Annotated in this window: 24 protein-coding genes; 8 read left to right on the forward strand and 16 right to left on the reverse strand. The window is 68.1% G+C overall.

Translation table 11 applies throughout. The annotated features are described in order from the left end of the window. Positions 1-5 precede the first annotated feature (5 nt). Together EV650_RS37185 and EV650_RS37190 are read right to left on the reverse strand one after the other, a co-directional pair. Positions 6-461: a hypothetical protein gene (locus EV650_RS37185; RefSeq protein WP_134123822.1), complete on the reverse strand. Its 456-nt coding sequence runs from the start codon at positions 459-461 to the stop codon at positions 6-8. Between the two features lie 121 nt (positions 462-582). Next, a complete protein-coding gene (locus EV650_RS37190; protein WP_134123823.1) occupies positions 583-1,515 on the reverse strand; it encodes a GNAT family N-acetyltransferase in 933 nt (310 codons plus the stop codon). A gap of 212 nt (positions 1,516-1,727) precedes the next feature. Here EV650_RS37190 and EV650_RS37195 point away from each other — a divergent pair, with 212 nt between their 5' ends. Further along, a complete protein-coding gene (locus tag EV650_RS37195) occupies positions 1,728-2,138 on the forward strand; it encodes a guanyl-specific ribonuclease (protein WP_134123824.1) in 411 nt (136 codons plus the stop codon). A 57-nt stretch (positions 2,139-2,195) separates the two neighbouring features. Next, complete coding sequence (locus EV650_RS37200; RefSeq protein WP_134123825.1) at positions 2,196-3,146, forward strand: glycoside hydrolase family 6 protein; 951 nt, start codon at positions 2,196-2,198, stop codon at positions 3,144-3,146. A gap of 65 nt (positions 3,147-3,211) precedes the next feature. Here EV650_RS37200 and groL read toward each other — a convergent pair whose 3' ends face one another. From groL to EV650_RS37225, 5 genes are all read right to left on the reverse strand, one after another. Next, positions 3,212-4,837, reverse strand: coding sequence for a chaperonin GroEL (gene groL / locus EV650_RS37205; protein WP_134123826.1), 1,626 nt, complete (start codon positions 4,835-4,837; stop codon positions 3,212-3,214). A gap of 219 nt (positions 4,838-5,056) precedes the next feature. Next, complete coding sequence (locus EV650_RS37210) at positions 5,057-5,392, reverse strand: MmcQ/YjbR family DNA-binding protein (RefSeq protein WP_134123827.1); 336 nt, start codon at positions 5,390-5,392, stop codon at positions 5,057-5,059. A gap of 31 nt (positions 5,393-5,423) precedes the next feature. After that, positions 5,424-6,242 carry a PASTA domain-containing protein gene (locus EV650_RS37215; protein ID WP_134123828.1) on the reverse strand — a complete coding sequence of 273 codons (819 nt, stop codon included), beginning with the start codon at positions 6,240-6,242 and terminating at the stop codon, positions 5,424-5,426. Continuing rightward, the gene (locus EV650_RS37220) at positions 6,239-6,730 is read right to left on the reverse strand and encodes a SigE family RNA polymerase sigma factor (RefSeq protein WP_134123829.1); all 492 of its coding nucleotides are present in this window, start codon (positions 6,728-6,730) and stop codon (positions 6,239-6,241) included. Before EV650_RS37220 ends, EV650_RS37215 begins: the two co-directional genes overlap by 4 nt. Before the next feature lie 55 nt (positions 6,731-6,785). After that, on the reverse strand, positions 6,786-7,532 hold the full coding sequence (locus tag EV650_RS37225; RefSeq protein ID WP_166678402.1) for a PASTA domain-containing protein: 747 nt from the start codon (positions 7,530-7,532) through the stop codon (positions 6,786-6,788). A gap of 151 nt (positions 7,533-7,683) precedes the next feature. Here EV650_RS37225 and EV650_RS37230 point away from each other — a divergent pair, with 151 nt between their 5' ends. Next, entirely contained in the window at positions 7,684-8,016 is a 333-nt protein-coding gene (locus EV650_RS37230) for a PspC domain-containing protein (protein ID WP_134123831.1), read from the forward strand. A 149-nt stretch (positions 8,017-8,165) separates the two neighbouring features. Here EV650_RS37230 and EV650_RS37235 read toward each other — a convergent pair whose 3' ends face one another. Together EV650_RS37235 and EV650_RS37240 are read right to left on the reverse strand one after the other, a co-directional pair. Then, positions 8,166-9,131 carry a glycerophosphodiester phosphodiesterase gene (locus tag EV650_RS37235; protein WP_134123832.1) on the reverse strand — a complete coding sequence of 322 codons (966 nt, stop codon included), beginning with the start codon at positions 9,129-9,131 and terminating at the stop codon, positions 8,166-8,168. Between the two features lie 63 nt (positions 9,132-9,194). Further along, positions 9,195-9,797 (reverse strand): lysoplasmalogenase, encoded by a 603-nt coding sequence (locus EV650_RS37240; protein WP_134123833.1) that lies wholly within the window; start codon positions 9,795-9,797, stop codon positions 9,195-9,197. A gap of 86 nt (positions 9,798-9,883) precedes the next feature. Here EV650_RS37240 and EV650_RS37245 point away from each other — a divergent pair, with 86 nt between their 5' ends. Beyond that, complete coding sequence (locus tag EV650_RS37245; RefSeq protein ID WP_134123834.1) at positions 9,884-11,605, forward strand: ABC transporter ATP-binding protein; 1,722 nt, start codon at positions 9,884-9,886, stop codon at positions 11,603-11,605. Beyond that, positions 11,602-13,338, forward strand: a complete 1,737-nt coding sequence (locus EV650_RS37250) for an ABC transporter ATP-binding protein (protein WP_134123835.1) — start codon at positions 11,602-11,604, stop codon at positions 13,336-13,338. The genes EV650_RS37245 and EV650_RS37250 overlap by 4 nt, the downstream gene beginning before the upstream one ends. A 92-nt stretch (positions 13,339-13,430) precedes the next feature. Here the strand turns inward: EV650_RS37250 and EV650_RS37255 are convergent, their stop codons facing one another. Next, the gene (locus EV650_RS37255) at positions 13,431-13,973 is read right to left on the reverse strand and encodes a 23S rRNA (adenine(2058)-N(6))-methyltransferase Erm(C) (protein WP_134123836.1); all 543 of its coding nucleotides are present in this window, start codon (positions 13,971-13,973) and stop codon (positions 13,431-13,433) included. A 61-nt stretch (positions 13,974-14,034) separates the two neighbouring features. Beyond that, the gene (locus tag EV650_RS37260) at positions 14,035-15,201 is read right to left on the reverse strand and encodes a CapA family protein (protein ID WP_238174723.1); all 1,167 of its coding nucleotides are present in this window, start codon (positions 15,199-15,201) and stop codon (positions 14,035-14,037) included. Positions 15,202-15,282: 81 nt separating this feature from the next. Between EV650_RS37260 and map the strand changes: the two genes are divergently transcribed. Continuing rightward, positions 15,283-16,050, forward strand: coding sequence for a type I methionyl aminopeptidase (gene map, locus EV650_RS37265; RefSeq protein WP_134123837.1), 768 nt, complete (start codon positions 15,283-15,285; stop codon positions 16,048-16,050). A 40-nt stretch (positions 16,051-16,090) separates the two neighbouring features. On the opposite strand, the gene EV650_RS37270 is transcribed toward map, so the two are convergent. Both EV650_RS37270 and EV650_RS37275 read right to left on the reverse strand, forming a co-directional pair. Continuing rightward, on the reverse strand, positions 16,091-16,948 hold the full coding sequence (locus EV650_RS37270; protein WP_134123838.1) for a GNAT family N-acetyltransferase: 858 nt from the start codon (positions 16,946-16,948) through the stop codon (positions 16,091-16,093). Between the two features lie 47 nt (positions 16,949-16,995). Next, entirely contained in the window at positions 16,996-18,105 is a 1,110-nt protein-coding gene (locus EV650_RS37275; RefSeq protein WP_134123839.1) for an Rv2578c family radical SAM protein, read from the reverse strand. A 132-nt stretch (positions 18,106-18,237) separates the two neighbouring features. Here EV650_RS37275 and EV650_RS37280 point away from each other — a divergent pair, with 132 nt between their 5' ends. Then, entirely contained in the window at positions 18,238-18,591 is a 354-nt protein-coding gene (locus EV650_RS37280) for a YciI family protein (RefSeq protein ID WP_134123840.1), read from the forward strand. A 22-nt stretch (positions 18,592-18,613) separates the two neighbouring features. Here the strand turns inward: EV650_RS37280 and EV650_RS37285 are convergent, their stop codons facing one another. Continuing rightward, complete coding sequence (locus tag EV650_RS37285; RefSeq protein ID WP_134123841.1) at positions 18,614-19,456, reverse strand: SDR family oxidoreductase; 843 nt, start codon at positions 19,454-19,456, stop codon at positions 18,614-18,616. A 70-nt stretch (positions 19,457-19,526) separates the two neighbouring features. Between EV650_RS37285 and EV650_RS37290 the strand changes: the two genes are divergently transcribed. Next, the gene (locus EV650_RS37290; protein ID WP_202875231.1) at positions 19,527-20,375 is read left to right on the forward strand and encodes a TetR/AcrR family transcriptional regulator; all 849 of its coding nucleotides are present in this window, start codon (positions 19,527-19,529) and stop codon (positions 20,373-20,375) included. On the opposite strand, the gene EV650_RS37295 is transcribed toward EV650_RS37290, so the two are convergent. Together EV650_RS37295 and guaA are read right to left on the reverse strand one after the other, a co-directional pair. Then, positions 20,316-21,305, reverse strand: a complete 990-nt coding sequence (locus tag EV650_RS37295; RefSeq protein ID WP_134123843.1) for an ArsR/SmtB family transcription factor — start codon at positions 21,303-21,305, stop codon at positions 20,316-20,318. The two genes, EV650_RS37290 and EV650_RS37295, sit on opposite strands and share 60 nt — an antisense overlap. An 87-nt stretch (positions 21,306-21,392) precedes the next feature. Further along, positions 21,393-22,943 carry a glutamine-hydrolyzing GMP synthase gene (guaA, locus tag EV650_RS37300; protein ID WP_134123844.1) on the reverse strand — a complete coding sequence of 517 codons (1,551 nt, stop codon included), beginning with the start codon at positions 22,941-22,943 and terminating at the stop codon, positions 21,393-21,395. Between the last annotated feature and the right edge of the window lie 428 nt (positions 22,944-23,371).

Genomic DNA, 23,371 nt, shown 5'->3' on the forward strand with positions numbered 1-23,371 from the left:
GTCCGCTAGTAGCGGGTTGGGGCTGGGTGGGCCCAGCTCCGGGATGGGTTGAAGCACAGCCATTCGATGACGGTTGAGCCGACGACGATGGGGATGGCCCAGGTCCAGGGGTGGTGGGGGAGGCTGACGATGGCTACTGCGGTCCAGAGGGCTATCCAGCCGCCGCCGTAGCCGCGGAGGACGCCGCGGTACCAGAGGCCGCCGGGGGCTTCGGCTGCGCGCTGGCCGAGGTACACGAACAGGTACGACGCGATGCTGATCGGCCAGAAGTACCAGAGCCGGCCCCAGTCGTACGGGACCATCACCACCGCGGACAGGCAGACCAGGGCGATCGTCCAGTGGTAGACCTCGCCGACCCAGTTCAGTCCGTGCCGACGCAGGGTCGTGACGATCGCGAGCGGGCCGAACACCACGGCGAGGACCCCGGCGACGACATGCAGAATCAGTGCGATGTCACGCATCGCAGCGACTCCCCCGCTCCCCGCTCCCCCCGGAGCTATCTGACATGTCAGGGAGCATAGGACGCGGAATGCCTCGCGTCTGCCCCTCGGCGCACCCAGTTGGGTGCGCCGAGGAGACTGGTCACGCCTCCGGGAAGGACAGCACCCGGCGGACTGCGAAGTTCCGGTATCCCTGGCGCTCGAAGCTCTTCGCCATCGGGACGTTGCCGAAGTCCGTGTCGGCGCGGATGTGCTCAGCGCCGGTCTCGGCGAGCTGGTGGGTGAGCTCGGCCAGCAGATCGTCGATCAGCCCGTTCCCACGATGTTCCGGTACGACGCCGAGGTACCCGACGACCGGTCCACCGGCGTTCGCCGACGGCATCTGGAAACCGATCAGCTCGCCGTCGGCGTCGTACGCGAGCCGCCACCAGTCCCGGTCGCCCGGCATCGACTTGTACATCGCGAGCTCATCGCGAGCCGAGGCCTCGACCCCGACCCGCGCGATCTCCCGCGCTGTCGCGGCGTCCAGGCTGCCCTCGCTGACCCGCATGAACACGTCGACGAACGCCTCGTCGTCGGCCGGCTCGAACCGCAGCCGGGTGGGTCGCTCCGGCAGCCCGTACGCCGGCTTCCATTCGTACCGCAGCCGGTCGGTGATCGCGGTCATGCCGACCGCGGTCGCCGCCTGGGCCCGCGTCTCGAGGGCGGTGACGACGTCCGGCTTGTCCTGCCAGTCGCTGTCCAGGAAGAAGTGGTACTCCGGTGGTTCGGCATCGGCCGGCCGGGCTGCGACGGCGTGCTTGAGCAGTTCGGTCCAGACCGGGACCGGGTCGCCGTCGCCTACGAAGTACAGGCCGTCGATGCTGAACGGGTAGTCGTCGGTCGGACCGCCCCACCAGATGGCGAGGGCCTGGATCGCGCCGTTCTCCTCGGCGACCCAGGTCCAGTCGTCGCGGTAGTAGCCCTCAGCGACGTACTGCCGGTACCGGTCGAGGGTGACGGTGTTGATGGACTTCTGCTCGATCAGAGCAAGGATGGTGTCGAGGTCGGCCTCGACGGTGTTGCGGATGGTCACAGATCCTCCAGCAGGAGGCGCGGTCCGCTCAGTGCGAGCTACGGGAGCGGATCGGACGCGCCGGGAAACAAGTCGGTGTACTCATCGGTCGCTCCTTCCGCTCCGGATTCGGTCTCGCCGGGCCAGACTCTAAATGGCGGCCGGGGTCATAGTCCACCTGTTATTCACACCTGGGATGTACGAACGTTTGTTTGCGAGGGAAGCCTCCCAGCATGAGAACCCTCATCGCCGCCGTGGTCCTGGCGACCACCGCCGCCTTCGGCTCCACGGCCTACGCCGCCCCAACCACCGCCCCCACCTCCAGCACGTACGTCGTCGCGCCGACTGCGATCGACACGTGCGCGCTCAGCTCACTGCCCTCCCAGGCCAGCGACACCCTCGAACTGATCCACTCCGGCGGGCCGTTCCCGTACTCGCAGGACGGTGTCGTCTTCCAGAACCGGGAGGGCATCCTCCCGGCCGAGTCGAGCAGCTACTACCACGAGTACACCGTGATCACGCCCGGCTCGCCCGACCGTGGCGCCCGCCGGCTGATCGGCGGCGGCGCGAAGACCGATCCCGCGCACGTCTACTACACCGGCGACCACTACGCCTCGTTCTGCGAGGTCGACGAGAACAACTGAACCTCCGAGAGTAGTCTCGTCGGCACGTTGAGTGATCACCTGAAGGGATGCCTCACGATGCCGACTCTGCGTCCGGCGGTGGCTGGTCTGTTGCTGACCGCCGCGCTGCTCGTCTTCGGCCGGCCCGAAACCGGGCTGGCCGAAGCGACCGGCGATCCGTTGAAGCTGACCAGCGGGTTCTACGTGGATCCCGGTTCGGCCGCGGCGGCGTACGTACGGCGGCATCCTGAGGACACCGAGCTCGCGTCGAAGATCGCCGGCCAGGCGTCGGCGCGATGGTTCGGCACGTGGAGCGGGGACGTGAAGGCGGCGGTCACGGCGTACACGACTGCCGCGGACCGGGCTGACAAGCTGCCGGTGCTGGTGGCGGACAACCTGCCGGGCGGACCTTGCGGGATCGGCGGAGGGGCTGCGTCGGCAGCGGCGTACCGGACCTGGATCGCGGCCCTGTCGGACGGGATCGGCGCGCGGCCGGCGGTCGTCGTGATCGAGCCGGACGCATTGGCGCGGCTCGACTGCTTCCCGACGTCGGAGTGGGACGGGCGGATCGCGTTGCTGAAGTACGCCGTTGGGCTGCTCGCGGCGAAGAATCCGAATACGTGGGCGTACCTCGATGCCGGGAGTGTGACGTCCGGTGAGGCGAAGGAGATGGCGCGGCGGCTCCGGCTGGCCGACATCGGCAAGATCCGCGGCTTCGCGCTCAACACTGCGAACTACTTCACCACTGAGCAGTCCGTCACCCGCGGTACAACGATCTTGAGTGCTCTCGGCGGCGGATCGCACTTCGTCGTCGACACCAGCCGCAACGGCAACGGCTCCGACGGCAGCTCCTGCAACCCACCGGCGCGCAAACTCGGCACGACCCCCGCGGTCGCCACCTCACCGGTCGACCTCCACCTCTGGCTCCGCACCCCCGGCGAATCCGACGGCCCCTGCGGCCTAACCCCCACCCTCCCCGTCCGAACCTTCTCCCCGATCCTGGCCCACCACCTGATCATCGGCACCTAAAAGCAAGCGGTCCCGGGCTGAGCCCGGGACCGCTTGTACTGCGTGTGCTGTCGAACTTCAGAACCTCAGAAGTCCATGCCGCCCATGTCGGGCGCGCCACCCGGAGCGGCCGAGGCCTTCTCCGGCTTGTCGGCGATGACGGCCTCGGTGGTGAGGAACAGGGCCGCGATCGACGCCGCGTTCTGCAGCGCGGACCGGGTCACCTTGGCCGGGTCGATGATGCCGGTGGCGATCAGGTCGACGTACTCACCGGTCGCGGCGTTGAGGCCCCAGCCCGGCTCGAGGTTGCGAACCTTCTCCACCACGACGCCACCCTCGAGGCCGGCGTTCACGGCGATCTGCTTGAGCGGCGCCTCGACGGCGGAACGCACGATCTGCGCACCGGTCGCCTCGTCACCCTCGAGCTCCAGCTTCTCGAACGCCGCCACGGACGCCTGCAGCAGAGCCACGCCACCACCGGCGACGATGCCCTCCTCGACGGCCGCCTTCGCGTTGCGAACGGCGTCCTCGATGCGGTGCTTGCGCTCCTTCAGCTCGACCTCGGTGGCCGCGCCGACCTTGATCACCGCAACGCCACCGGCCAGCTTGGCCAGCCGCTCCTGCAGCTTCTCGCGGTCGTAGTCGGAGTCCGACTTCTCGATCTCGGCGCGGATCTGGTTGACCCGGCCGCCGATCTGGTCCGCGTCGCCCTCGCCCTCGACGATGGTCGTCTCGTCCTTGGTGACGACGATCTTGCGGGCCTGGCCGAGCAGCTCCAGGTCGACCGAGTCCAGCTTGAGACCGACCTCCTCGGAGATCACCTCGCCGCCGGTGAGGACGGCGATGTCGACCAGCATGGCCTTGCGGCGGTCACCGAAGCCCGGCGCCTTGACGGCGACGGCCTTGAAGGTGCCCTTGATCTTGTTGACGACCAGGGTGGCCAGCGCCTCGCCCTCGATGTCCTCGGCGATGATGGCCAGCGACTTGCCGGTCTGCATGACCTTCTCCAGCACCGGGACCAGGTCCTTGATGCTCGAGATCTTGCTGTTGACGATCAGGATGTACGGGTCGTCGAGAACCGCTTCCATCCGGTCGGTGTCGGTCACGAAGTACGGCGAGATGTAACCCTTGTCGAAGCGCATACCCTCGGTGAGCTCGAGCTCGAGGCCGAAGGTGTTGCTCTCCTCGACGGTGATGACGCCTTCCTTGCCGACCTTGTCCATCGCCTCGGCGATGATCTGGCCGACCTGGTTGTCGGCGGCAGAAATCGAAGCCGTGGAAGCGATCTGCTCCCGGGTCTCGACGTCCTTGGCCAGCTTGAGCAGCTGCTCGCTGACCGCCTCGACAGCCTTCTCGATGCCCTTCTTCAGGCCCATCGGGTTGGCGCCGGCCGCAACGTTGCGCAGACCCTCGCGGACGAGAGCCTGAGCCAGCACGGTGGCGGTGGTGGTGCCGTCACCCGCGACGTCGTCGGTCTTCTTGGCAACTTCCTTGACGAGCTCGGCCCCGATCTTCTCGTACGGGTCCTCGAGCTCGATCTCCTTGGCGATGGAGACGCCGTCGTTGGTGATCGTGGGGGCGCCCCACTTCTTCTCCAGCACGACGTTGCGGCCCTTCGGGCCGAGCGTCACCTTGACGGCGTCGGCGAGGATGTTCATTCCCCGCTCGAGGCCGCGGCGCGCCTCTTCATCGAAAGCAATCAGCTTGGGCATTCTCCGCGAGTCCTCCCGCGTCGAGTCTTTGTGGATCAGCCGGCCCGGATGCCCGCGACGGACGGCAACCGGTCCGCGACGCTCATGTCCCGCCACGCTCCGGCGCCTCATCGAGGCCGTCTTCTTGCACACTCACCCGGGCACGAGCACTTATCACTCTCACCCATGGAGTGCTAACCAAGTATTAGCACTCGACCCAAACGAGTGCAAGCCAGGCCATCACCCGCCCAGCTGGGCCGCGAGGTACTTCGGGGCGGTGAGGCGCCACGCTTCGGTGATCAGCTCCTGGAGCTCCTCCTCGTCGGCCGCCTGGAGATCGATCAGCAGCCAGGCGAACCGGCCGCCCTCCCAGGACGGGGAGTAGACCTCCGGGTTCTCCGCGACCAGCGCTTCCTGCTCCTCCCGGAGCGCCTTGACGTGCAGGCGGGTCTGGTCCTCGGACATGTACACAAAGCTCTTGTTGCGCACCTTGAAGACCGGCTGCCCAGCCCAGCCCTCGTGCTCCTCCGCCCCCGGCAACCCCTGCATAACCGTCACCACCGCCTGCGCATCCATACCCAAACGCTAGGCCCGCCCACCGACACTTTTACTTGACCACGGTGACCGTGACAGCCGCGCCAAGCGCGACCATCGTGCCGGGAGCCGGCGAGACCCCGAGGACCTGACCAGGGAGATAGTTGGGGTTCTTCGTCGGCCGGAAGATCACCTTCAGCCCCATCTGCTCGAGCACACCGGCGTAAACCGTCCCCGAGAGCACCGTCGGCATCGACTGATAGCCAGGCACGCCGACCTGGTCCGGCAGGATCACGATCCGTGACAGCAGCCGGTCGACCTCGGCGGCGCTCGTCGACGACTCGGCCCGGAACCAGAAGTCGTGGAAACGCACCTCACCCGAGCAGATCCGGACCTTGTTGGTCCCGGTCGTGCAGGTCGTCTGCCGGTGCACCGCCGGTACTCCGCCGATCGTGATGTCCTCGTCGGTCCGCAGCCGCGGCTCCGGTCCACCGCGGCCAAGCATCACGCTGTCGACGCCCTCCGGGCGATACGCCATGCAGTACTGCCCGGCGCTCGGATCCTCGATGAGCACCGTGTCCTTCATCGGCGTACCGCAGCTGCTCTGGTTCGTGCCCCAGCTCTTGGGTACGGCGATGGCGGCGTGACCGAGGCCGACCAGACGGGTTGCGACAGGTGCCGGAGCAGGTGAGGTCACGGTTGGTCGGTGGGAGGTCAGCACAGTGGTCCCGGCGATCACGACGGCGACGGCCGCTGCGGCTGACAACACCGCAGTACGGCGGTGGCGTCGGCGGCGTACCGCGCCTGTGCGGACGGCACCCAGTGGAGGCGGTCCGACGGGGGTTTGGTCGGCGGTGCGTTCCAGGAGGTCTGTCAGCTTGGTTTCGATCATCGGGTCTCTCGCAGTTCTGCCAGGTGTGGGTCCTGCGCCAGGGCCTTCACTGCCCGGGACAGCCGGCTCTTGACCGTGCCGGCGGCGACGCCGAGGGCGGACGCCATCTGTTGCTCGTTCAGGTGCGCGTAGTACCGCAGTACGACGGCTGTCCGCTGGTCGTCCGGTAGTCGGTCGAGGGCGCGCATCACTGCGTCCGTGTCGTCGACACCTGCGGTCTGGTCACCACCGGCGGACTCCGGGAGGGAGTCGGACGGCAGCTCCCCACGCCAGCGGCGTCTGCGCGACGAGCGGAAGCAGTTGACCAGGATCCGATGCACGTAGGCGTCACGGTCTTCGGCTGCGCGTACCCGGTGCCACTTGAGCAGGCAGCGTTCCAGCGTGGTCTGGACGAGGTCCTCGGCTTCAGGTGGAGTACAGCCGAGCAGGACCGCAGCGCGGACCAGTGTCGGCCAGCGTGCGGTCACGTACTCGCTGAAGTCGTCCATACCCCCTCCTCACCCTCACAGACAGGGTGACGGGTGGCGGAGGTTCCCGTCAGTGCTACTTGATCACTGTGAGGACGACTGTTTCACCGGGGCTCAGCAGGGTCCCGGACGGCGGTGAGACGCTCACGACGCGGCCTGGCTTGTAGACGACCGACGTCCTGGTGCGGAACTCAGTCTTCAGGCCCAGCTCCTGCAGGTGCTTCGCGTACGCCGTACCGCTCCGGCTCTCGTCAAGTAACCGCACGCTGGGTACGCCGACCCGGTCCGGCAGGATCGAGATCCGCGCGAGGATCTGGTCCACCTCCCCAGCACTCGTGGACGAGGACGCACGGAACCAGACGTGCAAGGACGGGAGGCCTACAGCTCCCCAGCACACGTCATCGGTCCCACAGGCAGTCCGCCGACGCTCGGCAGGCACACCGTTCACGGTGAACGTCTCGTCGACCTCGTAGCCGCTCGGCGGAGACGTGCCGAGCTCCACGCTGTCCACGTCCGGCGGCCGCGGCAGGTCGCAGTACGACTCCGCAGCCGGGTCATCGATGAGGACCGTGTCCCGGCGAGGGATGCCGCAGCGACTGGCGTTCGTACCCCAGGCCTTCGGTACGGCGATCACCGCGTGGCCAAAGCCGACCATTCGCATCGCAATCGGCTCAGGGGTCGGTTCGGGCGTCGTGATCCCCGTCCCCGAGCCGTTCGAACTCAGCACGTTGATGACTCCGATGACGGCCATCACCGTCGTCACGGCGGCGACCGACGCCAGGACGTCGCGGCGGCGGGGCGTCCTCGTCCGCGGGAGCTCCACACCCCAAGTCTGAGCGCAGACGGCGTACTCCGGAAGTGCCTTCTCACCAAAGTCGTCAGGGGTGTCCGACCGGGGTTCCCGGGGTCGGGTCAGGGGCCGGTCGGTACCGATCCGGATGTGCCGGAGGGTGCCGGAACGGGACAGTGGAGCCATGACGAACTCCAACGCACCGTTCCAGAACCTCTCCGGCAAGGTCCTCCGTCGTTCCGCCAACCAGCGGATGCTCTCCGGCGTGTCCGGCGGCATCGCCGAGTACCTGAACGTCGACGTGACGCTGGTCCGCCTCGGCTGGGTCGGCCTGACCCTGATCACCGGCGGCGCCGCGATGATCGGCTACGCAGTCGCGTGGATCGTGATCCCGGAGTCCGACGGCAAGGCCGTCTGGCAGAACGTCCAGCAGTCGGTCAACGACCGCCAGCAGGACACCACCGAGAACGACATCGCCGCCCGAATCTACGACGACACCAAGCCCCCGGCCGCGTGATCCCCGCAGCGCCTACCGCGCCGCGCACCGACATTTGGCTGGCTGACCAGCGAGCTTAGGGGTTTCTGAGCCCTACTCAGGGTCACAAACCCCGAACTTGCTGGGTCAGCCAGGCAAATTGCTGGGTCAGCAAGGCAAATGGGGAACGGTTAGACGTTCATCGCGGGTTTGCGTAGTGCTGCGACCGCTTGGTCGGGGTGGTCGGCGAAGATGCCCTGGAGGCCCAGGGCGGCGAAGCGGGTCAGTTCGGTCGGGTAGTCGGTCGCGGCGGGCAGGAAGCGCCGCTCGGCGCGGAACGTCCAGGCCTGGACAGCCAGACCGACGCGGTGGGCGTGCTCGACCAGGCGGGTCGGCTCGCCCAGGCAGCCGTCCGCGGTGCGCGGGATGACCAGATCCTTGTGCGGCGCCAGGACATGGGCGTACGTCGCGATCTCCCGTAGCCCGGCCGGCTCGATCAGATCGGCGTACGTGCGACCGTCGCCGGTCCGGAGGAAGTCGTTCGGCGCGCTCTCCGAGTCGATCAGCTGCACCAGCGGCACCCGCGTCATCACCGACAGCCGGCGCAGACTCGTCGGCTCGAACGACTGCACCATGATCTCGTCCTCGCGCAGCCCGAGCGCGAGGATCCGTTCGGTCAGCAGCTCCTCCAGTGGCAGCCCGAGCCGGCGGAAGTACATCGGGTGCTTGATCTCGGGGATCACCCCGATCGACCGGCCCAGCCGCGCGGACTCGCGCCGCGCCAGCGCCACCACCTCGTCGAACGTCGGGATCTGTTCCAAACCGTCGTACGCCGTGTTGCCGGCACGGAGCGCGGGCATCCGTTCCCGGGCCCGCAGCGACCGCAGTTCGGCGAAGGTGAAGTCCTCGGCGAACCAGCCGGTGACCGCGGTCCCGTCGACGATCTTGGTGATCTTCCGGTCGGCGAAGACCGGGTGGTCGGCGACGTCCGTCGTACTCGAGATCTCGTTCTCGTGCCGGCAGACCAGGACGCCGTCCAGGGTCGCGACCAGGTCGGGCTCCAGGTAGTCGGCGCCCTGTGCCGCGGCCAGCCGGTAGGCCGCCGGTGTGTGTTCCGGGCGGTAGCCACTCGCTCCCCGATGCGCGATCACCAACATGGATCCAGGACAGGGGCCGGACATTGCCCAGCGGGAACCCGTTGCCCAACGCAAGGTGAAGGTCTACCGACTGTCACCATCAGTCAGACTGCTCGACAGCAGGTACTGCGCGATGCAGTACGTCGCCATGACCAGATACGGCCGCGCTCCGAACTCATGTCCGGCCAGCCCGACGCCGATGAGCCCGTCCGACACCAGGAACAGCGCACCACCCACGCCGCCCCGCCAGCCGTTCCAACCGCTCGTGACCGCAGTCGCCGTCAGCAATAGCGAGTACACAGCCACTGGGATCCGGTTGTCGCCCAGACCGGGCCAGAGCAGGACCAGTGCGGTCACCCAGACCACGCCGTACGCCGCCAGCACCGCGAGCGACCGGCGCTGCGCGCGACGCGCGAACATCCTTACGTAACAGACATGTGCCACACCGAACGCCGCCATGCCCGGCACCAGCTGGTCGACCTGCAAGAGAACGTCACCGACGAGTGACGCGGCCAGTCCGACCAGCAGCGTGACCGGACCGCCGTTCAGGCGGGCCCAGACGGCCAGCGTCGGCATCAACAGGACCTTCGTGACCAGCTGAGACCAGGTCTCGTCGATCGCGATCGCGACCAGATGCGCCGCCGACAGGACGCCGTACGCGGCCAACCAGCCGGTTCCCCGTTTCATCTTCCCGATCGTGCCGTTCGAGGGGTCCACAGACGCGATTAATTCGCATGCAAAGTGTCGGAGCCGCGACCTAGCCTGAGGGCAACATGAGACAACTTCCCCTCGCCGATCCCGGCGTACCGAACCATCGCTCGCCGGCCCACTACCTGTGGTGGGTCGCCCGCGGTCAGGCCCGCACGCTCGCCGGCGGGATGACGTTCGGCATCCTGTGGATGGGCGCGCAGGCGTTCATCCCGGCCATCCTCGGCCGGGCGATCGACGAGGGCATCGCGGCGCAGGACGGTGAGCGGTTGCTGCACTGGACCGCGCTGCTGCTCGCGGTCGGCATCGTGCAGGCGCTGGCCGGCATCATGCGGCACCGGTTCGCGGTGACCAACTGGCTGATGTCGGCGTACCGGACCGTTCAGGTGGTGACGCGGAAGTCGGCCGACCTCGGCTCGACATTGCCGAAGCACCTGGCCACCGGCGAGGTGGTCAGCGTCGGCGCCAGCGACCTCTCCTACATCGGGAACCTGATGGAGATCTCGGCCCGGTTCGCAGGCGCGATCGTCGCCTTCGTGGTGGTCGCGGCGATCCTGCTCTCGTCGTCGACCGTGCTCGGCCTGGTCGTGCTCATCGGCGTACCGATCATGCTGTTCTGTCTGGGACCGATGCTGCGGCCGCTGCACCGGCGGCAGTCCGCGCAGCGCGAGGCGGTCGGCGAGCTGAACTCCTTGGGCTCGGACATCGTGGCCGGCCTGCGGGTGCTGCGCGGTATCGGCGGTGAAGAGTCGTTCTCCCGGCGCTACCGGAGCGAGTCGCAGCAGGTGCGGCAGGCCGGTGTGCGAGTGGCCGGGATCCAGTCGGTGCTGGACGCGGCCCAGGTGCTGCTGCCGGGGATCTTCGTGGTGCTGGTGGTCGGCCTGGGCGCGCACTTCGCGCTGCGCGGCAACCTGAGCCCCGGCTCGCTGGTGGCCTTCTACGGGTACGCGACGTTCCTGGTGCTGCCACTGCGTACGGCGACGGACTTCGCCAACCAGCTCATGCGTGGGCTGGTCGCAGCGGGCCGGGTGATCCGGGTGCTGAAGCTGGAGCCGGACATCACCGATCCCACGACACCGGTGCGGCTGCCGGACCACGGTGACCTGGTCGAGCCGGTCTCTGGCGTCCGCGCCCGCGACGGGCTGCTCACGGCGATCGTTTCCGCCGAGCCGGACAGCTACGCGGACCTCGCGGACCGCCTGGGTCGCTATGACGATAGCAGCGAGGCCAGGTACGGCGGGGTGACGCTGGCCAGCGCGACCCGGGCAGATGTCCGGGAGCGGATCCTGGTCAGTGACACGGGCTCCCAGCTGTTCACCGGCGTACTGCGGACCGAGCTCGACCCGGACGGCCGTCGTACCGATGACGAGCTGATGGCCGCGATGCGTACGGCGTCCGCCGAGGACGTGCTCGTTGCGCTGCCGGACGGGCTGGACTCCGAGGTCGAGGAGAAGGGCCGTTCGTTCTCCGGCGGTCAGCGCCAGCGGCTGGTGCTGGTACGGGCGCTGCTCGCGGACCCGTCCGTGCTGGTGCTGGTCGAGCCGACCTCGGCCGTCGACGCGCACACCGAGGCGCGGATCGCGGAGCGGTTGCGCGACCACCGGGCCGGCCGGAGCACTGTCGTACTGACCGCGAGCCCACTGCTGCTGGACCGGGTCGACGAGGTGATCTTCGTCGCCGCCGGCCGAGTGGTTGCCACCGGCAAGCACCGCGCGCTGCTCGAGTCCGATCCGCAGTACCGCCGTACCGTCACCCGGCAGACCGAAGAAGAGGAGGCCCTCCGATGAGGCAGATCCTGCCCGTGGCCGGGCCGGCCGAGATTCGGCAGCACGCGCGGCGGTTGGCTCGGCGGCACCCGCGCAACCTGCTGATCGCGTTGGCGCTGCACGCGTTGGCGGCGGTGTCGGGACTGGCCGCCCCGCGGCTGATCGGTGACCTGGTCCAGGACGTGCAGCACGGCACGACCGCGAGCAAGGTCAACGTGGTGATCGTCGTGATCGCCGTCTTCATCGTCGCGCAGTCGCTGCTGACCCGCTGGGCGCGGTACCGCTCGTTCGCGCTGGGCGAGCAGGTGCTGGCCGAGTTGCGTGAGGACTTCGTCGACAACGCTCTTGCGCTGCCGATCGGCACGGTCGAGCGGGCCGGCACCGGCGACCTGCTGTCTCGGACCTCGCGGGACGTCGACACGTTGTCGCGGACTGTGCGGTTCGCCGTACCGGAGACGATCATCGCTTGCGTCACGGTGGTCTTCACGGTGATCGCGACGGTGCTGGTTGGGGTCTGGGTGCTGGTGCCGTTGGTGGCGATGGTTCCGCTGCTTTGGCTGAGCACCAGGTGGTATCTGGGCCGCGCCAAGGACGGTTATCTCCGTGAGAACGCGGCGTACGCGCAGATGACGAGCTCGCTTGCCGAGACGGTCGAGGGTGCGCGGACGGTCGAGGCTCTGCGCCGGTACGACGCTCGGGTTCGTCAGGGTGACGCGGACATCCGCGGTTCGTACCTGGCGGAGCGGTACACCTTGTTTCTGCGGACGATGTACTTCCCGGCCGCGGAGCTGGGGTATCTCGTGCCGGTCGTGGGCACGCTGCTGTTCGGCGGTTGGCTGCATCTCAACGGTCACGTCTCATTGGGCGCCGTGACGGCCGCCGTGTTGTACGTGAACCAGTTGATCGACCCGGTCGACCGGCTGCTCTCCTGGCTGGACGAGCTCCAGTCCGGCGGTGCCGCGTTCGCACGGTTGCTGGGGATCAGCGACGTACCGGATGATCGGACGCCGTCGGGGCAGACGCCGGCCGACGAACTGGTGGAGGCGCGTGACGTGCGGTTCTCGTACGTCGAGGGTCGCGACGTACTGCATGGTGTGGACCTGATCATCCAGCCGGGTGAGCGGATCGCGATGGTCGGACCGTCCGGCGCCGGCAAGTCGACACTGGGGCGGCTGGTCGCGGGCATCCATCCGCCACGGACCGGTTCGGTGACGGTTGGCGGTGTGGGGATGACGGAGCTGCCGCTGGACGAACTGCGCAAGCAGGTCGCACTGGTCACGCAGGAGCACCACGTCTTCGTCGGCACACTGCGAGACAACCTGTCGATGGCGCGTCCGTCGGCGTCCGACTCGGAACTGTTGGAGGCACTCGCGGCCGTCGACGCTCGTGATTGGGCGCAGGCGTTGCCGGACGGGCTCGAGACTCGGGTGGGGTCGGGTCAGTTGGCGCTGACACCTGCACAGGCACAGCAGTTGGCGTTGGCTCGCCTGGTGCTGGCCGACCCACACACGCTGGTGCTCGACGAGGCGACCTCACTGATCGACCCACGCGCAGCGCGGCACATGGAGCGTTCCCTCGCCGCAGTCCTCGAAGGCCGAACGGTCATCGCCATCGCCCACCGCCTCTACACCGCCCACGACGCCGACCGCGTCGCAGTAGTAGAAGACGGCCGCATCACAGAACTAGGCAGCCACGACGAGTTAGTCGCCCGCCAGGGTTCGTACGCCGCGCTCTGGAATTCCTGGCACGGCTGACCTGAGACCTCCTACGGTCTCGGGTCACCGTTTGCGTAGTAGGGGTCCTCGCCTCCCCCGCCCCCGAGCGGAGCGAGGGGGCGGGGCTTCTTTTAGCGTTGGCGTAGTAGGAGTACTGCTGAATCGACATGAGGTGGTGGGGTAAAAGCCTTGCGGGGAAGGCGAAGTCCGATCGACGGGTCGTAGTACCGGAACCACCGGTTCGCCCCAGGCGCATCGCCACGCGCCCACCGATTCGCCACCTGACGCTGCAGCACCAGATCCGCCGACACCAGGCGCGAACCCTGCGCCAGCAGACGCTTCAGCAACAACGTGGAGACGTTGTACGGCGGGCTCGACACCACCCGGAACGGCCGCGACGGCAACCGGAGATCACCGGCATCGGCCCGGACCACCGTCACCGGCGCATCCGCGAACCGCCGACGCAACCGATCGGCACGACCCGGATGGAGTTCGACGGCGATCACCCGAGCACCGGCCCGAACCAACGGAGCAGTCAGCGCACCGAGTCCGGCCCCGACGTCGAGGACGAGCTCGCCAGGTCTGACCCCGGCCGCGTCCACGACCCGTTGGGCCCAACGACTATCGAGCGGATGCCATCCCCAGGCACCCCTCGCCTGCCCGGAGCCGGGCACGACGGACCATCACGAAGTACGTAATCATGCGACCGACCCTAGACCGTCAAACCACCATGGCTCAAAGCATTTTCGGCGTCGCACCGAGTGCGGTCACGGTCTCCGTCGTACGACGCTGCGCCAGCTCGAGCCGGCTCTTCTTCGCCACCGACTCTCCGCTTGCGAGCTCACGCCGTACGTCAAGCACTCGCACCGGCAGCACGTCCGTCATCAGCAACGGCGCGAACTCGGCCTGCTCGGTGGACCAGCGATCGCCGTCGCGCTTGAACGTGAAGCGGACAAGGAGGCCCTCAGCCTTGGTGGTTTCGGGTTCGCGGTGCGCGGCGACGAGGTTGCCGAGGCCGTACGCGACCCACTTCCCGTTGATCTGCTCCATCGGCTGCACGACATGCGCATGGTGGCCGATGACCAGGTCGATGTTGCTGTCGGCAAGCAGTTGTGGTGCGACCTCGCGTTGCTGGTCGTTGAGCTTGCTTGAGTACTCCGTACCCCAATGGCAGCTGACCAGCACCAGATCCGCACCACGGTCCTTGGCCTCCTGCGCCTTGCGGATGATCGTCTTCGGGTCGATCTTGCCGGCGCGCCAAGTCTGGCCATTCGGGTACGGCAGCCCGTTGAAGCCGAAGGTGAAACTGAGCGACGCGATCTTCACGCCGCCGACGTCGACGATCGTCGTCTGTTCGGCCTCGGCCCGCGACCGTGCCGTGCCCGCATGCTTCAACCCCACCTTCTCCAAGGTGTTGAGAGTCCGGTCGACACCGGCCGTACCGCCGTCGAAGCTGTGGTTGCTCGCAGTCGTGCAGACGTCGTACCCGGTCTGCTTGAGAGCAGTCGCGATCTGCGGTGGGCCTTGGAAGAGCGGGTAGCCGTGGTACGGACCGCCGAGAGGCGCGAGCGGATTCTCCAGGTGAGCGATGGCGAGATCCGCCCTCTGCACAAGGGGTTTCACGCTGCTCATCAGCGGCGCGAAGTCCCACTGACCACCCTTACCGTCGCGCTTCGCGGTTGTCCACAGGCGCTCATGAAGCAGTACGTCGCCAGTCGCGACCACCGTGATCCGATCGGGCCGCTTCGGTTCCGCACTCTTCGTGGCGTGATCAGTTGTCGTGTCCGCGTAGGTGTCCGCGATGCATCCACTCGTCGCCACCGCCGCGGCTCCGGCGAGCATTCCCCCGAGCACCGCACGTCGTCGTACCGCCATCCCACGCCCCCAAACCCTTGTTGTCATTGGAGACGCGGCACCGCGACTTTTGGTTGGGGACCGGTATAGTTATCCCGTGACGTCGAGACGTGATCGGGGATGTAAGCGATGGTCGAGCTGAAGACGGCGGCGGAGATCGAGCAGATGCGCGCGGCCGGCCGGGTCGTCGCCAACGCGCTGGCCGCGGTCAAGAAGGAAGCCGCGGCCGGGGTCTCGCTGCGCGAGCTCGACGAGGTCGCGCGAGATGTACTGCGCTCTGCCGGCGCGGTCTCGTTGTTCGAGGGGTACCAGCCGGGGTTCGCGACGTCACCGTTCAGCGGGGTGATCTGCACGTCGGTGAACGACGCCGTACTGCACGGGTTGCCGACCGACCTCCGACTTGAGGACGGCGACCTCCTCAACGTCGACTGCGGCGCGTCGGTCGACGGATGGTGCGCGGACTCGGCGACCAGCTTCTGCGTCGGTACGCCGCGACCCGAGGACCTGGAGCTGATCGCGACCACCGAGGAATCGCTCGCCGCGGGTATCGCGGCCGCCGTCGAAGGCAACCGGATCGGCGACATCGGCGCCGCGATCGGCCGGATCGGCAAGGCGGCCGGACTCGGTACCAACCTCGACTTCGGCGGCCACGGCGTCGGCCGCCGCATGCACGAAGAACCCCACATCCCCAACGGCGGCCGCCCCGGCCGAGGCCTCAAACTCCGCGCCGGCCACGTCTTCGCCATCGAACCCTGGTTCTGGACCGGCCCCGGCACCACCTACCGCATAGACCCCGACGGCTGGACCCTCCGCTCCACCGACAACACCCGAGGCGCCCACGCCGAACACACCATCGCCATAACCCCCGAAGGCCCCCAAATCCTCACCCTCCAGTAGATCGGCAACCACCCCGCGCGCTACCTGCAGGATCTGCCCGTCAGATGGTGGCTTTGTAGAAGGTGACGGTCGCGGTGGGGCGGAAGCCGACGCCTTGGTAGAGCGCGGCGGCGGGTGCGGATTCGAAGCCGACCTTGATGCGGCGTGCCCCTCTTGCCGCCAAGCGGTCGATGCCTGCGGTGAGCATGGCTCGAGCCAGGCCGCGCCGGTGATACTCGTCCTCCACTCTCACCGGCTCGACCAGCCCTACCCCTGTCACCGGATCGAACCAATAGAGCGAGTAGGCGGCGCCTTGCCCATCCGACGTCTCGATGGCGAGATCGAGCTCTGGGTCGTACAGCGAACACCGACGAAGGCGCTCCGCCACCCCCTCGCCGTTCCGGAGTCGCATCGGATGCGGGCTGTCCGACCGTTGGGTGCGGTCGACCAGGACAAAGCCCGCAGGCGGTACGTCGATCGGCGGCCGGTGCGCAGCCTCCATCCAGGCAACGCTTGATCGCTCACCGGCAACGAGCCCAGCTCCGGCAACCAGTTCGCTCAGTTGGCGATCGTCATCACGCACAGGCACCTCGAACGAACCCGCCGCGTGACGCCCGACCTGCGCCATCGCGCCCGCCCAAACCTGATCCACCGAAGGACTCGTCACGCCCGGTACGACGATCGGGTCACACTGCCAGAGATCGTCGGCCCAGCTCGTCAACAGAACCCCAGCCACCGGCCCATCACCATCAACCCAGAACAACTGCTCAACGCCCTCCGACCGCCGCGCTTTCCGCCCCCACCACTCCACATCCGCAGCCTCCCAAAGGCCAGCTTCGCGCTCCGCCAGACGAACGCGGCGCAACAACTCGGTGGCGAGCGTCAGCGCCTTACCTTCCGAGACTCTGATCTCTTGCACCGCCAACACCTACCCCCTCGCCAGCGCCGACCACAAGCGGCGAGCAGTCAGAAGAGGGGTTGTTGGGTTGGGGGTGGGGCGGGCGGTTGCGGGCGTGGTGGGGGGCGGAAGCGGCTGGTGGTGGGGTTTGGCTCGCCCCAGCCTGACTCTGCGCCGTCGACTACGCCAGTGGTGTGCATGCCGTTGATGGGTTTGGCGCGGTGGGAGGAGCTGCGGCCGAAGCCGTGTTTGTCGAGGAGTGGGCGGGCCTTGTCTTCGAAGGATTTGCGGAAGCTGGGGGCGGCGTAGGAACCGTGCGCATACAGTGATTCGTAGCGGGCGACCAGATTGGGGTGGTCGTGGGCCAGCCAGCTCATGAACCAGTCTTTGACGCCGGGGCGTAGGTGGAGGATCAGCGTGGTCACGCCGGTGGCGCCGGCTTCGGCCAATCCACCGAATAACTCGTCGAGCTGCTCGGTGGAGTCAGTCAGCCAGGGGAGGACGGGAGCGACCATCACGCCGCACGGGAGGTTGGCTTCGCGGATGGCTCGGATGAGGTCCAGCCGACCGCGAACCGACGGTACGCCGGGCTCCAGGCGGCGGCGAAGCTCCTCGTCGCCGAGGGCCAGCGAGATGCCGATGCCGACCCGCACCTCGGTAGCCGCTGCTGACAGCAGACCCAGATCCCTGCGGAGCAAGGTGCCTTTGGTCAGGATCGACAGGGGTGTGCCGGAGGCGGCCAGGGCCTCGATGATGCCGGGCATCAGGCGGTAGCGCCCCTCGGCTCGCTGGTACGGATCGGTGTTGGTGCCCAGGGCAACTTGTTCGTGGCTCCAGGACGGACGGGCGAGCTCGCGGCGCAGTACGTCGGCCACGTTGGTCTTGACGACGATCTGCCGGTCGAAGTCGTCGCCGGTGTCGAGCTCCAGGTACTTGTGGGTCGGCCGGGCGAAGCAGTAGCGACAGGCGTGCGTGCAGCCGCGATACGGATTGACGGTCCAGTTGAACGGCAGCGCCGTACCCGGCACCGAGTTCAGCGCCGAGCGCGCGAGCACCTCGTGGAACGTGATCCCCTGGAACTCCGGCGTCGTCACCGACCGGACCAGCCCCGCGATCGACCCGAGCCCCGGCAACGTCCCCGGGGTCTCCGCGTCGATTTGCTGACCGGCCCACCTCATGGCTACAGTCGAACACATGTTCCCATAAACATTCAACCCGAGATTCTGGCCGACCTGTCGGATCCGGCGTACGTCGTTCGTTGCAGGGGTGAGAGGTGGCCGACGGGAGGCCGCCCGGACAAGGAGCGTGAGATGGCGCTGTACCTGATCTCCTTCGAGAAGGGTGCGATGGACCACATCCCAGCGGAGGACTTCCCTGACGTGGGTAAGGCAGCCCACGCGGTGATCCGGGAGACCAAGGACGCCGGTGTGTACGTCTTCGGCGGTGGACTGAGCTACGAGGACGGCGACGTCGAGTGGGGCGTGGTGGCCGTCGACGGGCGGGTGACCGACGGCCCGTTCGCGGAGAGCAAGGAACTCATCGGCGGCCTCACCATCGTCGACGTACCCACGCGCGAGGATGCCCTGAAGTGGGCGGCGAAGATCGCGGTCGCGTGCCGTTGTGCGCAGGACGTCCGCAAGTTCGGGGACGACCCGGAGCGCTGATCGACGCGGGGACCACCCGGGCTCACCGAGCCCGGGTGAAGGCCTCTGCGTTTGCGACCGCCCACTCCCGGTAGGTGACCGCCGGTCGCCCGGTGAGCTCGGCCATCGCTGGCTCCGGCTTCATCGGGTGCTCCGCCATCATCCGGAAGCCGTCCAGCAGCCACTGCGCCGTCTCTAACCCGATCGCCGGCGCCAGGCTGTCGAGGTACTCCTGCGGCGTCTGCTCCTCGAACCGCACCTCCTGCCCGGTCGCCTTCGAGATCCACTCGACCTCCTCGGGCGGCGTCAGTCCTTCCGGCCCACTCATCGCGATCTTCTCGCCGTTGAAGCGGTCGGACAGCAGCACCACCCTCGCGACCGCGGCGATGTCCCCGAGGTCGATCGGCGTCTGCACGGCTCCGGCGTACGGCGCTCGCACGACACCCTCGGCCTTGATCGACGGCGCCCAGCCGAGCGTGTTCGTCATGAACTGCCCCGGTCGCAGGAACGTCCAATCGAAGCCGGCCGCCTCGATCGCCCGCTCGATCCGGTAGTAGTGCCACGTCGACGGATCCCCCTGCGCCTCATAATCAGCAGGCTCCCCGGACAGTACGACGACCCGCCGTACGCCGGCCTCCGTCGCGCAGCGGACGAAACCGTCGACGTACGCCGGAAGCGGCGCGAGATAGACCGTGTCGACGCCGTCCAGCGCAGCCGGCAGCGTCGAGGGCCGCCCCAGATACCCGCGCGCGACCTCAACCTCATCCGGCAAAGCGGCACGGGCCGGGTCGTTGGTCAGCGCGCGGACCGTCGCGCCCGCCGACATCAATTCGTCGACCAGCAGTCGCCCCACGCTCGCCGTCGCGCCCGTCACCAAGATGGTCATGCCAAATCCCCTCTCGACTCGAATTCCCGTAGGGTATACGAGAATTCAGGTCAGCGCCTATCGTTGGCCCGTGAGCGAGCGGCGGAGTGGTGAGGGGCAGCCGGACAAGACGCTGGCGTTGCTGTGGCGCAACCACAGCCAGCCGACCGCCGGCGACAACCCCACCGACGCTCGGCGGCGCGGAGCAGGACGGCGTCCGTCATTGACCGTGGACGACGTCGTGCGGGCCGGCATCCGGCTCGCGGACGAGCAGGGCCTCGCGGCCGCGTCGATGGGCGGTCTGGCCAAGGAACTCGGCGTCGGCACGATGACGCTCTATACATACGTGCCCGCCAAGGAACTGCTGCTCGACCTGATGGTCGACCAGGTGCTCGGCGAGCGCGAACTCCCCGGCCCGGGCGAGCCGCGGCCGGACGACTGGCGGGCGCAGGTGGAGATCTACTCCGAACAGACCCGCGCCATGTTCCAGCGGCACCTGTGGATGTCGCAGGTCTCGGCGATCCGTCCACCAGTCGGTCCGGGCATGCTCGCCGCCCGCGAGTACCTGCTGTCCGCTCTGCTCGGTGCCGGCCTCAGCCCACGCGATACGAACACGGCCGCGCTCGCAGTCACGACGTACATCGACTCCGCAGCGAGCAACGAGGCGGAGAGTCGGCTGGTCGAGCGCACCACCGGCCAGACCAACGACGCCTGGTGGTACGAGCGGAACGACCTGTGGGAGACGTACTTCGACGTCGACCAGCATCCCGCGATGACGACGATCTGGAACGCGAAGGGCTACCACTCCAACACCCGCGAGGCCGTAGCCGACTCGTACCGCTACGGCCTCGACCGTCTCCTCGACGGCATCCAGGCGATGCTAGATCCCGGTCCCGGACAGGACGTCCGCGCCGACCCGGTTCAAGGTGTGGCGGACTGAGCTTCCGACTCGGCGCGTGGTGACCAGTCCGGTGTTGTGCAGGACGCGGGCGTGCTCACTGGCCGACGCCAACGAGATACCGACCCGCGCTGCCAACTCGCTGGTCGAGCACGCGCCGCCCGAGATGCTCTTCAGCACCTGAGCCCTGGTCTTCCCGAGCAGGTCGGCGACAGCACCTTCGCGATCGGGACGCCGTACGACGACCTCGTCCGGCCGGGCGTCCTCATGACGAACCGGGTACACCAGCACCGGTGGCAGGGTCGGATCGAGCAGCATCATCGGGTACTTCCAGCAGAAGAACGACGGGACCAGCCGCAGTCCCCGGCCGTTCAGGTACAGGTCGCGGTCGATGTGCGGCGTGTCGACCGACAGCACCGGCGCGGCCCAGTCGAGCGAGCGGTGCAACTGCGGGATCAGCGACTCGAACCCGCGGTTGGCGACTGTGTCGTTGTGCTTGGCGACGGCGGGCTCGATCGCGGTCGAGATGATCGGCATCTGCGGCGCGATCTTGGTCCGGTGGAACGACCGCAATCCGTGGACGAGCCGCGTCATCACCTTGGTGTCACCGGCCGCGAGCCGACGGGTCCAGGCCGGCAGCCGGACACTGTCCGACAACCGCCGCAGCTCCGACATCAACTGAACCGGCGGAGTGGCGGCGACCGCAGTCAGCCCCACCTCGAGTCCTTCACCCGCTGCGCGCGGAGTGAGGAAATCGGGTGAGTACCCCACCGGTGGCGCCAGCGTGAGCAGCTCCTGTTCGAGCGCACTCACCCGGGCCCTCGCCCGTTCTCGCCAAGGTCCGAAGACCTCCGGCTCTTCGTCACCCTGCAGGACATGAAGCCCCAGCAGGACCTCCCACAACGGATCCGGTCGCTGCGCGATCGTCGTTCTGGCCAGATCCGTACAGTCGAAATGAATACGGAACACCACGACCCCCTCCCCCGAGGAAGTCACCCACCGTGGCCAGCGGGCGACCCTGCGACGATAACAGCCGTCGGGTTCACCCGCAGTGACGAACTACTCCCACTCGATGGTGCCCGGGGGCTTGCTGGTGACGTCGAGGGTGACGCGGTTGATCTCGTCGACCTCGTTGGTGATCCGGGTCGAGATCCGCTCGATCACGTCGTACGGGAGCCGGGCCCAGTCCGCCGTCATCGCGTCCTCGCTGGTGACCGGACGCAGTACGACGGGATGCCCGTAGGTCCGCCCGTCGCCCTGGACACCGACCGACCGTACGTCGGCCAGCAGGACCACCGGGAACTGCCAGATGTCGCGGTCGAGCCCCGCCGCGGTCAGCTCGGTGCGGGCAATCAGGTCGGCGGCGCGAAGGATGTCGAGCCGCTCGCGGGTGACCTCGCCGATGATCCGGATACTCAGGCCGGGACCGGGGAACGGGTGCCGGTAGACCATCGTCTCCGGCAGGCCGAGCGCCAGGCCGAGCTCGCGGACCTCGTCCTTGAACAGCGTCCGCAGCGGCTCGATCAGACTGAACTGCAGGTCGTCCGGCAGACCGCCGACGTTGTGGTGCGACTTGATGTTCGCCGCGCCGGTGCCGCCGCCGGACTCGACCACGTCCGGGTAGAGCGTGCCCTGGACCAGGAACTCGATGTGCCGCTCGGCGTCCACCTTGCGCGCGGTCGCCTCGAAGGTCCGGATGAACTCACGGCCGACGATCTTCCGCTTCTGCTCCGGCTCGGTCACGCCGGCCAGCGCGGTCAGGAACTGCTCCTCGGCATCGATCGCCTCCAGCCGGATCCCGATCGCGGCGACGAAGTCCTTCTCGATCTGCTCGGACTCACCGGCCCGCTGCAGACCGTGGTCGACGTACACACAGGTCAACTGGTCGCCGATCGCCTTGTGTACAAGGGCCGCCGCGACCGCCGAGTCGACACCACCGGACAGCGCGCACAGCACCTGCTTGTCGCCGACCTGGTTGCGGATCAGCTCGACCTGCTCGTCGACGACGTTGGTCGTGGTCCAGTCGCCCTTGCAGCCGGCGATCTCGTAGAGGAAGTGCTCCAGCACGGCCTGCCCGGCCTGCGAGTGCAGCACCTCCGGATGCCACTGCACACCGGCCAGCCGCCGATCCAGGTCCTCGAACGCAGCCACCGGCGCACCCTCAGACGCGGCGAGTACGGCGAATCCAGCGGGCGGAGCGTGAACCGCGTCACCGTGGGACATCCACACGTTCAGGTCCTCGGGAACGTCGGCCAGCAGGGTCCCGGGCTCGCTCACGGTGACCGGCGTACGCCCGAACTCACGCAGTCCCGTCCGCCGCACCTCACCACCGAGCGTCTGCGCCATCGCCTGGAACCCGTAGCAGATCCCGAACGCCGGTACGCCGGCCTCGAACAGCCCCGACTCGACCCGCGGCGCCCCCTCGGCATACACCGACTGCGGCCCGCCGGACAAGATGATCGCCTTCGGCCCGCGCGCCAGCATCTCCTCCACCGGCATCGAGTGCGGCACGATCTCGGAGTACACCTTCGCCTCGCGCACCCGCCGCGCGATCAACTGCGCATACTGCGCCCCGAAGTCGACGACCAGTACCAGCTCATGCTCGCTCACCCACAAAGCGTATCGGTGCACCTCAGCCCACCCGTAATCCGCCACCACCGCACCCCCACCGCCCGACCGCCCCGATCTCGCCGAGTAGCGCAGAACGGCGCACCCCAACGTCACCGACTCGTGCAAATAGGCGCGCCCCCGTTTCGCCGACTCGTGGATTGCGGTCGAGATCGCCACCCAAAATCCACGACTCGACGACTGAGCGGAGAGCGTTCCGGATGGCGGTCGATCGAAGTCCGGGTGATGGAACGTCGTACCAGATGCGCCAGCCGGAGGGGCCCGCGACAGGAAGCGGGAGCCCGGGACAGGAAGCGGGAGCCCGGGGACAGGAGCGGAGCCCGGGGACAGGAGCGGAGCCCGGGGACAGGAGCGGAGCCCGGGGACAGGAGCGGAGCCCGGGGACAGGAGCGGAGCCCGGGGACAGGAGC

The sequence above is a fragment of the Kribbella kalugense genome (assembly GCF_004365875.1).
Classification (GTDB): domain Bacteria; phylum Actinomycetota; class Actinomycetes; order Propionibacteriales; family Kribbellaceae; genus Kribbella; species Kribbella kalugense.

Bases quoted from the DNA above. Each gene is read 5' to 3' on its own strand.
- EV650_RS37185 (WP_134123822.1), bottom strand. From the start codon at position 461: ATGCGTGACATCGCACTGATTCTGCATGTCGTCGCCGGGGTCCTCGCC.
- EV650_RS37195 (WP_134123824.1), top strand. From the start codon at position 1,728: ATGAGAACCCTCATCGCCGCCGTGGTCCTGGCGACCACCGCCGCCTTC.
- EV650_RS37200 (WP_134123825.1), top strand. From the start codon at position 2,196: ATGCCGACTCTGCGTCCGGCGGTGGCTGGTCTGTTGCTGACCGCCGCG.
- groL (WP_134123826.1), bottom strand. From the start codon at position 4,837: ATGCCCAAGCTGATTGCTTTCGATGAAGAGGCGCGCCGCGGCCTCGAG.
- EV650_RS37210 (WP_134123827.1), bottom strand. From the start codon at position 5,392: ATGGATGCGCAGGCGGTGGTGACGGTTATGCAGGGGTTGCCGGGGGCG.
- EV650_RS37215 (WP_134123828.1), bottom strand. From the start codon at position 6,242: ATGATCGAAACCAAGCTGACAGACCTCCTGGAACGCACCGCCGACCAA.
- EV650_RS37220 (WP_134123829.1), bottom strand. From the start codon at position 6,730: ATGGACGACTTCAGCGAGTACGTGACCGCACGCTGGCCGACACTGGTC.
- EV650_RS37230 (WP_134123831.1), top strand. From the start codon at position 7,684: ATGACGAACTCCAACGCACCGTTCCAGAACCTCTCCGGCAAGGTCCTC.
- EV650_RS37235 (WP_134123832.1), bottom strand. From the start codon at position 9,131: ATGTTGGTGATCGCGCATCGGGGAGCGAGTGGCTACCGCCCGGAACAC.
- EV650_RS37240 (WP_134123833.1), bottom strand. From the start codon at position 9,797: ATGAAACGGGGAACCGGCTGGTTGGCCGCGTACGGCGTCCTGTCGGCG.
- EV650_RS37245 (WP_134123834.1), top strand. From the start codon at position 9,884: ATGAGACAACTTCCCCTCGCCGATCCCGGCGTACCGAACCATCGCTCG.
- EV650_RS37250 (WP_134123835.1), top strand. From the start codon at position 11,602: ATGAGGCAGATCCTGCCCGTGGCCGGGCCGGCCGAGATTCGGCAGCAC.
- EV650_RS37260 (WP_238174723.1), bottom strand. From the start codon at position 15,201: ATGACAACAAGGGTTTGGGGGCGTGGGATGGCGGTACGACGACGTGCG.
- map (WP_134123837.1), top strand. From the start codon at position 15,283: ATGGTCGAGCTGAAGACGGCGGCGGAGATCGAGCAGATGCGCGCGGCC.
- EV650_RS37275 (WP_134123839.1), bottom strand. From the start codon at position 18,105: ATGAGGTGGGCCGGTCAGCAAATCGACGCGGAGACCCCGGGGACGTTG.
- EV650_RS37280 (WP_134123840.1), top strand. From the start codon at position 18,238: ATGGCGCTGTACCTGATCTCCTTCGAGAAGGGTGCGATGGACCACATC.
- EV650_RS37285 (WP_134123841.1), bottom strand. From the start codon at position 19,456: ATGACCATCTTGGTGACGGGCGCGACGGCGAGCGTGGGGCGACTGCTG.